The following is a 10,025-nucleotide window of genomic DNA, read 5'->3' on the forward strand; positions in this document are numbered from 1 at the left end:
GGAGTCACGACCCGCTAAGAAGTGAAGTAGATAAAATGAAACTAGATCAAGGACAATTAAATGTTAACTTGAGGATGAGTGTGACTAATCAGATTAACAAGCAAGTTGAAAGTAAAATAAATGATCATTTATCTAGCTATGCTAAGAAGAAGTATGGTGGTGCTACCATTTTAACTGGAGAATCAATAGACAGTTGGATTTTAAATAATATTAACATATCCTAATAATCTAATATTTCATTTATTAAATTATAATACATACACTTAATATATTTTTAGCTAGCCAGATTTATGGGGTAAACAAAAAATGAAGACGTTTAATGTTGTAACAAATGGTAATGCAAATAATAGCCGAAGGGACAAAAAAACCTTCGACTATTATTTATTGGATTAGCGAGTTACTGCCAATCGAGGATAACTTTGCCGGAAGCCCCGCTGCGCATGATGTCGAAGCCTTTTTGGAAGTCATTCACTTTGAAGTGGTGAGTGATGATTGGGCTGATATCGAGACCCGATTGGATCAGGCTCGCCATCTTATACCAAGTTTCAAACATTTCCCTTCCATAAATCCCTTTAATAACAAGGCCTTTGAAGATCACTTGGTTCCAATCAATCGCCATGGATGACGGTGGAATACCTAACAGAGCGATGCGGCCACCGTGGTTCATGGTTTTGAGCATGGCACTGAACGCACTTGGTACGCCAGACATCTCTAAGCCCACATCAAAACCTTCGGTCATACCGAGCTCTTTCATCACATCTTCTAGGTTTTGTTCCGCAACGTTCACTGCGCGCGTTACGCCCATTTGGCGGGCTAAATCGAGGCGGTATTCGTTCACATCGGTGATCACTACATGGCGTGCACCTACGTGTTTTGCAACCGCAGCAGCCATAATACCGATTGGGCCAGCACCGGTGATCAGCACATCTTCACCCACTAAGTCGAATGAAAGCGCAGTGTGTACAGCGTTGCCAAACGGGTCGAAAATAGACGCCAGATCATCGGAAATCCCTTCTGGAATTTTGAATGCGTTAAACGCTGGGATCACCAAGTATTCAGAGAAACAACCGGTGCGGTTTACGCCCACACCAATGGTGTTGCGGCACAAGTGCGTACGACCACCACGGCAATTTCGACAATGGCCGCAAGTAATGTGACCTTCGCCAGATACGCGATCACCTAATTCAAAACCGCGAACTTCTTGACCAATGCCAACCACTTCACCGACGTATTCATGGCCAACCACCATTGGCACTGGGATGGTTTTTTGTGACCACTCATCCCAGTTATAGATGTGAACATCGGTGCCACAAATCGCGGTTTTCTTAATTTTAATCAGCAGATCGTTGTGACCAAGCTCTGGCATTGGCACTTCGGTCATCCAAATACCTTGCTCTGGTTTGAGTTTGGATAATGCTTTAATTTTCATTTAATGAGCCCCATTTCTTGGCCAACAGCAATAAACGCATCAATGGCGTGGTCGAGTTGCTCGCGGCTATGCGCGGCTGACATTTGTGTACGAATACGAGCTTGGCCTTTGGGCACAACAGGGAACGAGAAACCAACAACATAAATGCCCTTAGCTAATGCTCGTTCAGCAAACTCTGCTGCAACGATAGCATCGCCGAGCATAATCGGGATGATGGCGTGATCCGCGCCACCCATAGTGAACCCCGCGCCTTCCATACGAGTACGGAAGTGCGCGGCGTTATCCCAAAGTTGGTCGCGAAGCGCAGCGCTTTCTGCCAGTAAATCCAGCACGCGAATCGATGCTGCAACAATCGCTGGCGCAACCGAATTAGAGAACAAATAAGGACGTGAACGTTGACGAAGCCAATCAATAACTTCTTTCTTGCCTGAAGTGTAACCGCCGGATGCGCCGCCCATGGCTTTACCAAGGGTACCGGTGATGATGTCGATGCGATCAATCACATCGTGGTATTCGTGTGTGCCGCGACCATTCGCGCCCATGAAGCCCACCGCGTGAGAATCATCCACCATCACTAAGGCGTTGTATTTATCCGCCAAGTCACAGATGGCAGGCAAGTTAGCCACTACACCGTCCATTGAGAATACACCATCCGTTACGATGAGCTTATTACGAGCGCCCGCCGCATCGGCTGCGATCAACTGCTGTTCTAACTCTTCCATGTTGTTGTTGGAGTAACGAAAACGCATTGCTTTACATAAACGCACACCATCAATGATTGAGGCATGGTTCAACGCGTCAGAGATAATCGCGTCTTCTTTATCTAAAATAGTTTCAAATAAACCGGTGTTTGCATCAAAACATGAGGTGTAAAGAATCGTATCTTCTTTCCCTAAAAATTGAGAGAGCTTCTGTTCCAGTTGCTTATGGATATCTTGCGTACCACAGATGAAACGCACAGAAGCCATACCAAAGCCGTGACTGTCCATGCCTTGCTTTGCCGCTTCAACCAGCGCAGGGTGATTAGCCAAACCAAGGTAGTTGTTGGCACAGAAGTTCAACACTTCTTCACCAGTAGAAATTTCGACCGCCGCTTGTTGTTGCGAGGTAATCACACGTTCAGATTTATACAGACCTTCCGCTTTGATTTCCTCAAGCTGGTTTTGGATCTGTTGATAAAATGCAGAAGACATTGCTACGTCCTTATTTTTATATAGCGCAATAGCTATGGTGTAGGGCAGCCTAAACGAAAATAGACCCTTCATTTACACTGTAAAATCGCTTAATGGTATTTTAGTTGATCCCATTTACGACTATTATCCCATGACATGGAAAACCATTAGTGAACTTCAGGCACAAATACAATTATGATCACGCATCGTCTTATCGCCCTGCTGCCTGATTTAGCGGCTTTCATTCTCGTCGTCAATGAAGGTAGCTTTACGGCAGCAGCTCAAAAGCTGGGGGTAACACCTTCAGCATTAAGTAAATTGATTACCCGTTTAGAACAAGCGCTATCAGTGAAGTTATTTGAGCGAACCACGCGCCAGCTCTTAATCACTCAGGCAGGAAAGCGCGTTTATGATCAAAGTCTGTTGATGGTCAACGCTGCGCAGCAAGCGGTTGAGCTTTCAACCTCTGACCACACCGAACCTGCAGGCGCACTCACTGTTGCGGCACCTGAAGCATTTTTGAACTCAGTTCTGCAACCCCTTGTGCTTCCTTTTCTAACTCAATACCCTGAAATTCAACTTAAGCTGAGAGCTGCAGATGGTGCGATCGATTTATTCAAACACAATATTGATGTGGCGTTTAAACTGACTGATAAGCCAGATGAAAACTTGGTACTGCGTGAAATTGGCAAAACCCACCTGGTGTTGTGCGCCAGCCCAGAATATATAGCGGCCAGAGGCACGCCCACCCACCCTATCGAATTAACGGCTCATGACTGCTTATACCTTGCAGAAACCGAGCGTGACCATCTCTGGGATTTTCATAAAGAAGATGAGTTCCATACAGTGGCCGTCTCAGGCCGTTATGCAGTGAACCACTCACAAATGCGTTTGAACGGCGTGAAAAATGGCTTAGGTATCGGCATCTTCCATGATTTTGTCATTCAGCAAGCGCTCGTTGAAGGCAGCGTCGTCCGGCTATTAGCCGATTGGACGATCAAAAGTAATTACTACGGCTCGATTGCCATGCAATATCCGCAAACCAAGTACATGCCAGCAAGGTTGCGGGTGTTCATTGATTACGTCACTGAACATTTGGTCAGCCAACTCAACAAATAAAGGGTAATCATGCTAAAACGAATCCACCACGCGGCAATTATTTGTTCAGACTACGCACGTTCCAAAGCGTTTTATACTCAGATCTTAGGACTGCCTGTTATTGCTGAAAATTACCGCGCCGCTCGCGATTCATACAAGCTGGATCTTGCTCTGCCCGATGGCGGACAAATTGAGCTGTTATCATTTCCAAATACACCACCAAGACCAAGCTTCCCTGAAGCTCAAGGGCTACGACATTTAGCGTTTGTGGTGGACAGTGTCAGTGAAGTCAAAGCGTATTTAGAGGAAAAAGGCGTCATCGTCGAGCCCATCCGCGTTGATGAGTTCACTGGTCACGAATACACATTTTTCGCCGACCCAGATGGTTTACCGTTAGAGCTTTATTCTGAATAGTGAATAGTGGAAGGAATCAAGGCTATTTTCTAACGCCAGTACAACAGATTAAATAATGGTGGCGCACGAGGAACTTGTTTTTCAAATCGTACACTTAGAGCCAAAAAAGTGTAGCTGTCTGAAACAAACAAGTTCAGTCGTGTCAGTAAAGGTGTCGTTGGAAGTGAATCTTGATGAAAGGTGGAGAAATGAGCAAAGGGACAGGGTTTCGTATGCTGTGCCTGTACTTTTCCCTCTTCAATTTGAACCAGCTCAAAACCATTAATGGTGCACAGTGGCCCAAACCCCCGCCGTATTGCCATGCGCGTTTATTTACAGGCATAAGCGACACCAACACCCAACTGAGCGCGCTGGTGAGCAACATTATTCTGTTAAAACGGTTTAGGCGAATCATACCAACACTCAATTTTTTCTTGTCGACACTCTATAACGCAATGATAAAAATAACAGTGCGGCAGTGCTAAAAACTTAACAAATGCCATCAAGTTCGCTACAAATCGTTACCTTAATGACGATGTTTCAAGATGCATATCAATGTGACTCCATTCACGCTTTGTCTATCAATCCATCCAAACTAGGAAATATTCCTAACTCAGTTAGGCCATGCCCTCAAGTCAATCGCCAAGCCGATTTTTACAATCACTCCATAATGCAGCCAGACGGTTGCTAGCCATTCGACTCTGGTGTGAATTGACTGACAGCAGAGATTTCTTTGACGTGATTTTCTAAGGATTTCACATGCTAAAACTTTTGCAACAGGTTAGGCTACCGACCCTCGATCTCCCCGTAGCAGAACGCCGTAAAATGTGGTTCAAACCATTTTTACAATCGTACCTTGTGGTGTTTATTGGCTACATGGCGATGTATTTAGTGCGCAAAAACTTCAACGTTGCACAAAACGATATGATATCAACCTACGGCTTGTCGATGACACAACTAGGGCTGATTGGACTTGGTTTTTCCATCACTTACGGGATTGGTAAGACAGTGGTCTCTTACTACGCCGATGGCAAAAACACGAAGCAATTCCTACCTTTTATGCTGATCCTTTCTGGTATTGCCATGCTTGGATTTAGCATGAGCATGGGCGGTTCAAGCGTCAGCATTTTCCTAATGGTTGCTTTTTATGCGCTAAGCGGTTTTTTCCAAAGTACCGGTGGGCCATCAAGCTACTCCACCATCACCAAATGGACGCCCAAAAATAAACGCGGCACCTACTTGGGTTTATGGAATATGTCGCACAATGTCGGCGGTGCATGTGCCGCAGGCGTAGCACTGTTTGGTGCCAACTATCTCTTTAATGGTCACGTGGTGGGCATGTTCGTATTCCCGTCAATCATCGCATTAGTGGTGGGTTTCATTGGTTTGCGTTACGGTAGTGATTCTCCAGAAGCCTACGGTTTAGGTACGGTCGAAGAGTTGTTTGATGAAGCGGTCAGCGAGGAAGATATTGCTGCGGAAGAAAACCAAATGACCAAACGTGAGATCTTTGTTGAATACATTTTGAAAAACAAAGTGATTTGGTTACTCTGCTTTGCCAACATCTTCCTCTACATCGTGCGTATTGGCATCGACCAGTGGTCGACTGTGTATGCCTATCAAGAACTTGGTTTGTCAAAAGAAGCAGCCATTTCAGGCTTCACTCTCTTTGAAGTGGGCGCATTAGTTGGCACTTTAATGTGGGGTTATCTGTCTGATCTTGCCAATGGCCGCCGAGCTTTGGTCGCCTGTGTATCATTGGGACTCATCATTGTTGCGCTCGAATTCTATCAGCACGCCACCAGCGAGTTTATGTATCTCGCGTCACTGTTTGTGCTAGGTTTCCTTGTGTTTGGCCCACAATTACTGATTGGTGTTGCTGCGGTTGGCTTTGTGCCGAAAAAAGCGATCAGTGTCGCCGATGGCGTTAAGGGCACCTTTGCTGCACTCGATACTTCAGCGATGATCTGTATCGTGCTGCTAATTTTTGTCGCTATCGCTGAAGAGCGTAAGATCCGCCATGAGAAAAGACTAAAATTGGCCGCGGCCAACGCTTAACTCCCAGCAAAATCAAACGCGATATTCTCTTTTATGAGTGTGTCGCGTTTTATTGTGTCACCCCTTCCTTTTTGACGCGCTAGACTCCTCTACAATGGCATCCATAGCAAAGGGATATATTGCTTGTTTAATTGCCTCTGTGGCGTTAATTTAGGCTCCCTTTTTACTCAGGCAATATAAACAGCGGGGATTGTGATGATCAAAGTAGCACTAGTGGATGACCATATCGTGGTACGTTCAGGCTTTGCCCAACTCATGAACCTTGAAGACGACATCCAAGTGGTCGGCCAATTTAGCTCGGCGGCCGAAGCGCGCGCAGGGCTTCCCGGCACGGGGGCAAACGTCTGTATTCTTGATATTTCAATGCCTGATGAAAGCGGGCTGTCGCTGCTGCAAGATCTCCCCTCTGGGATAGCATGCATTATGCTGAGCGTTCACGATTCTGCGGCCATGGTCGAAAAAGCCTTGGAGGCTGGAGCAAGAGGCTACTTAAGCAAACGTTGTAGCCCAGATGAACTTATCCAAGCCGTACGAACCAGCGCCCACGGTGGTTGCTACTTAACACCCGATATTGCGCTTAAACTCACCTCTCCCAAGCGCGAGGCAAAGCTATTAGCACAGTTGACCAAACGTGAGCGGCAAATCAGTGAAATGCTGGCCGCCGGGCTGGATGTGAAAACGGTCGCCAATAAGCTTGGGCTTAGCCACAAAACCATTCATGTCCATCGCGCTAATGCCATGGATAAGTTAGGTGTGAGCAATAACGTGGCCTTAGCGAAATATTTTTCTGACTCATTCTAATGCCACGCTATTTTATTACGTCACTCTGCGCTTGGTTTCTGCTCTCTTGCAGTTGGTTTTGCTTGTGGGTTATCGCCTACTATTTTGTCAACGATCCGGAACTGGCGATCTTCTTCTTTCCTTTTGCTCTGCGTTTAGGCACTGCGCTGCACAGTCCACAACGTTACTGGCCCGCTATTTATGGTGCAGAATGGGGGCTGACGATTGCGCTCGCCATGCTAATGGAACAACCTCAATGGCTGACAGTACTCGCCGCCAGTATCGCAACGCTGCCATTAAACCTGCTCGCCCAGCGCTACTACCAGGGAAGTCAGTGGCGTCGCTTTATTGTGATGGGCGGGTTGATCCTCGCCAGTGCCATCATTAATACGCTGGCCACCACCTACCACGGCCATGCCGCGTCAATGGTGATGTTAGTCAGCATCACAGCTGGCTTAATGATTGTGCCAAGCTGCTATTTAATCTGGAATTATCTTTTCCAAAGCACTTGGGTTCCACTGAAGGCGAACTTAGTCTCTCGCCATATCGAATTTCGCACGCGTCACGTCTTACTCTATTCTTTGACATTTATTTTAAGCATTGCACTGCAAATCGGTTTACCTGATGAACTTCGGCGTTTTGCTCCATTTTGTTTAGCCATTCCGATCATTTTGCTCGCGTTTCGCTACGGCTGGCAAGGTGCATTGCTCGGCACGTTGCTCAATAGCATTGCCTTGATCGCGGCGCGCAGTGGTGTCTCTAATATGGAAGTCACGGATCTCCTGCTCTCTCTTTCAGCACAAAGTTTAACCGGCATTTTGCTGGGAATGGGTGTACAGCGTCAAAGAGATCTCAATACCAAGCTGCGCCAACAGCTTGATCGTAACCAAAATTTGTCCCGCCAATTAGTCAAAACAGAAGAATCTGTTCGGCGCGATATTGCTCGCGAGCTGCACGATGAGATCGGTCAAAACATTACCGCTATCCGTACTCAAGCCAGCATTATTCAACGCGTCGAATCTCAGCCCGTCACCAGCCATTGTGCTAAAACCATTGAGTCTCTCTCTTTAAATGTTTACGACACAACTAAAAGTTTGCTGACCCGTTTACGCCCCAAAACCTTGGATGATTTAGGCCTAGTCGAAGCACTGGATCAACTGCTGCGTGACCTTGAATTTGAGACGCACGGCATTCAAACCCAAGTGGTTTGGACGGGGAATTCAACCGCTCAACTGCAAAAACTGAGTGATGCCACCAAAGTGACCCTTTATCGATTGTGCCAAGAGGCGCTCAATAACGCCTTGAAATACGCAGAAGCTAGCCACATTATGATTGAGTTTTCGCTGGCAAATGATGTCACACTGCGCATCCGCGACGATGGCATCGGTTTCAAAGCACAAGCGCAGCTGAACGGTTTTGGGTTACGGGGGATGCGTGAGCGAGTCGAGGCATTGGGTGGCCACTTTCAGATTATTAGCCACTGTCAGTCTACAACAGCCAACCACGATATGAGCGAGCATGGCACTCAGCTTACCATCACACTGCCCCACTTATGATCGTGGAATATAAAGCACTATGATAAATTTTCTACGTTCTAAACCGCCTCAACCGCTTCTTGCATCAGTGCAAGAGGTTAACCAGCAGTACCGTTATTGGCGCTTTCACATCATGGTGGCAATGTATGTCGGTTATGCGCTTTTCTACTTCACGCGTAAAAGTTTGAATTACGCCATGCCCGCGATGATTGCTGACCTCGGTTTAGATAAGAGTGACATTGGCATCATGGGCACGTTATTTTACATCACCTATGGTATCTCAAAATTTCTGTCCGGGATTTTGTCGGACCGCTCCAACCCGCGCTATTTTATGGGCTTATGGTTAATGGCAACCGGTTTTATCAATATTCTGTTTGGCTTTTCAAGCTCAATCAGTATGTTCATCTTACTCTGGATTCTTAACGCTTGGTTTCAAGGTTGGGGATGGCCTTCTTGCTCTAAACTCCTGACGACTTGGTATTCGCGCTCTGAACGTGGTTTTTGGTGGGCGTTATGGAATACCGCTCATAACGTGGGTGGCGCATTGATCCCATTACTGGTTGGCTTTCTCACTTTCCATTTTAGTTGGCGTGAAGGTTTTATTGTGCCGGGCTGTTTAGCCGTTGTTGGCGGGTTTTTCTTATGTTGGCGATTGCGTGATAAACCAATGACCCAAGGTTTACCCAGCGTTGGTCAATGGCGTAATGACGCCCTTGAACTGGCGCAAGAAAATGAAGGCCTCGGCCTTAGCACCAAACAGATCTTGCACAAATATGTGCTAGGAAATAAGTACATCTGGTTGCTCGCCTTGAGCTATGTGCTGGTCTACATAGTGCGTACTGCCATCAATGATTGGGGAAATATCTACCTTACCGAGCAACAAGGCTATGATTTGATCACGGCTAATGGCGCGCTTTCGCTGTTTGAAGTTGGTGGGTTTATTGGATCGTTAGTCGCAGGCTGGGGCTCAGACAAACTGTTTGGCGGCAACCGTGGGCCAATGAACCTGATTTTTTCAATGGGTATTTTTCTTTCGGTGGCAGCGCTGTGGCTGATGCCGTTAACGGGGTTTGTATTCCAAGCCGCTGGCTTTTTTACGATTGGCTTTTTTGTCTTTGGCCCACAATTGTTAATTGGTATGGCCGCCGCGGAGTGTTCTCACAAAGATTCGGCTGGCGCAGCAACTGGGTTTGTCGGGTTATTTGCGTATATGGGCGCAGCGCTCGCCGGTTACCCGTTAGCCATTATTGTCGAGCAATTCGAATGGCGAGGTTTTTTTGTCACCATTTCTGTTTGCGCCGCTGTGATCGGCTTACTACTGCTGCCTTTCTTACAGGCTCAGTTTTCAGGCAGTGACCACACCGCTAACCATTGAACTAACCATTGAACTAACCATTGAACGTTATAGCCAATCCAAGAACGTTATAGCCAATCCAACGTTATCGTGAGAGGACCACAAAGCTGATTAACCAAATAAGCGCTTCCAGATACTTGGGTTACGCTGCTCGTGGTATTCAACACGCAGTTCGTCTACCGTCCGCAGCGTTTGTTGAGCTTGCT

At 46.7% G+C, this 10,025-nt stretch carries 8 protein-coding genes and 3 pseudogenes; 7 read left to right on the top strand and 4 right to left on the bottom strand.

Going from position 1 to position 10,025, the window contains the following annotated elements; translation table 11 throughout:
* Positions 1 to 224: pseudogene (locus VOR_RS16760) on the top strand (hypothetical protein); the annotation flags it as partial.
* 173 nt (positions 225 to 397) lie between these two features.
* On the opposite strand, the gene tdh reads toward VOR_RS16760, so the two are convergent.
* Together tdh and VOR_RS0104520 are read right to left on the bottom strand one after the other, a co-directional pair.
* Positions 398 to 1,429, bottom strand: coding sequence for an L-threonine 3-dehydrogenase (gene tdh, locus VOR_RS0104515; protein ID WP_010318536.1), 1,032 nt, complete (start codon positions 1,427 to 1,429; stop codon positions 398 to 400).
* The gene (locus VOR_RS0104520) at positions 1,426 to 2,622 is read right to left on the bottom strand and encodes a glycine C-acetyltransferase (protein WP_010318537.1); all 1,197 of its coding nucleotides are present in this window, start codon (positions 2,620 to 2,622) and stop codon (positions 1,426 to 1,428) included. The genes tdh and VOR_RS0104520 overlap by 4 nt, the downstream gene beginning before the upstream one ends.
* Before the next feature lie 174 nt (positions 2,623 to 2,796).
* Between VOR_RS0104520 and VOR_RS0104525 the strand changes: the two genes are divergently transcribed.
* Both VOR_RS0104525 and gloA2 read left to right on the top strand, forming a co-directional pair.
* Positions 2,797 to 3,720 (top strand): LysR family transcriptional regulator, encoded by a 924-nt coding sequence (locus VOR_RS0104525; protein WP_010318538.1) that lies wholly within the window; start codon positions 2,797 to 2,799, stop codon positions 3,718 to 3,720.
* A gap of 9 nt (positions 3,721 to 3,729) precedes the next feature.
* Positions 3,730 to 4,113 carry an SMU1112c/YaeR family gloxylase I-like metalloprotein gene (gloA2, locus tag VOR_RS0104530; protein WP_010318539.1) on the top strand — a complete coding sequence of 128 codons (384 nt, stop codon included), beginning with the start codon at positions 3,730 to 3,732 and terminating at the stop codon, positions 4,111 to 4,113.
* A gap of 29 nt (positions 4,114 to 4,142) precedes the next feature.
* Here the strand turns inward: gloA2 and VOR_RS19035 are convergent.
* A pseudogene (locus VOR_RS19035) lies at positions 4,143 to 4,507 on the bottom strand (hypothetical protein).
* Between the two features lie 344 nt (positions 4,508 to 4,851).
* Here VOR_RS19035 and uhpT point away from each other — a divergent pair.
* From uhpT to VOR_RS0104555, 4 genes are all read left to right on the top strand, one after another.
* Positions 4,852 to 6,150 carry a hexose-6-phosphate:phosphate antiporter UhpT gene (gene uhpT, locus VOR_RS0104540; RefSeq protein ID WP_010318541.1) on the top strand — a complete coding sequence of 433 codons (1,299 nt, stop codon included), beginning with the start codon at positions 4,852 to 4,854 and terminating at the stop codon, positions 6,148 to 6,150.
* A 195-nt stretch (positions 6,151 to 6,345) separates the two neighbouring features.
* On the top strand, positions 6,346 to 6,951 hold the full coding sequence (gene uhpA / locus VOR_RS0104545) for a response regulator transcription factor UhpA (RefSeq protein WP_010318542.1): 606 nt from the start codon (positions 6,346 to 6,348) through the stop codon (positions 6,949 to 6,951).
* Positions 6,951 to 8,486: a signal transduction histidine-protein kinase/phosphatase UhpB gene (gene uhpB / locus VOR_RS0104550; RefSeq protein WP_010318543.1), complete on the top strand. Its 1,536-nt coding sequence runs from the start codon at positions 6,951 to 6,953 to the stop codon at positions 8,484 to 8,486. Before uhpA ends, uhpB begins: the two co-directional genes overlap by 1 nt.
* Positions 8,487 to 8,505: 19 nt before the next feature.
* Positions 8,506 to 9,840, top strand: coding sequence for an MFS transporter (locus tag VOR_RS0104555; protein WP_010318544.1), 1,335 nt, complete (start codon positions 8,506 to 8,508; stop codon positions 9,838 to 9,840).
* 90 nt (positions 9,841 to 9,930) lie between these two features.
* Here VOR_RS0104555 and VOR_RS18265 read toward each other — a convergent pair.
* A pseudogene (locus VOR_RS18265) lies at positions 9,931 to 10,025 on the bottom strand (cytochrome b562); the annotation flags it as partial.

It is taken from the genome of Vibrio ordalii ATCC 33509 (assembly GCA_000257205.1).
GTDB lineage: Bacteria > Pseudomonadota > Gammaproteobacteria > Enterobacterales > Vibrionaceae > Vibrio > Vibrio ordalii.

Bases quoted from the DNA above. Each gene is read 5' to 3' on its own strand.
- tdh (WP_010318536.1), bottom strand. From the start codon at position 1,429: ATGAAAATTAAAGCATTATCCAAACTCAAACCAGAGCAAGGTATTTGG.
- VOR_RS0104520 (WP_010318537.1), bottom strand. From the start codon at position 2,622: ATGTCTTCTGCATTTTATCAACAGATCCAAAACCAGCTTGAGGAAATC.
- VOR_RS0104525 (WP_010318538.1), top strand. From the start codon at position 2,797: ATGATCACGCATCGTCTTATCGCCCTGCTGCCTGATTTAGCGGCTTTC.
- gloA2 (WP_010318539.1), top strand. From the start codon at position 3,730: ATGCTAAAACGAATCCACCACGCGGCAATTATTTGTTCAGACTACGCA.
- uhpT (WP_010318541.1), top strand. From the start codon at position 4,852: ATGCTAAAACTTTTGCAACAGGTTAGGCTACCGACCCTCGATCTCCCC.
- uhpA (WP_010318542.1), top strand. From the start codon at position 6,346: ATGATCAAAGTAGCACTAGTGGATGACCATATCGTGGTACGTTCAGGC.
- uhpB (WP_010318543.1), top strand. From the start codon at position 6,951: ATGCCACGCTATTTTATTACGTCACTCTGCGCTTGGTTTCTGCTCTCT.
- VOR_RS0104555 (WP_010318544.1), top strand. From the start codon at position 8,506: ATGATAAATTTTCTACGTTCTAAACCGCCTCAACCGCTTCTTGCATCA.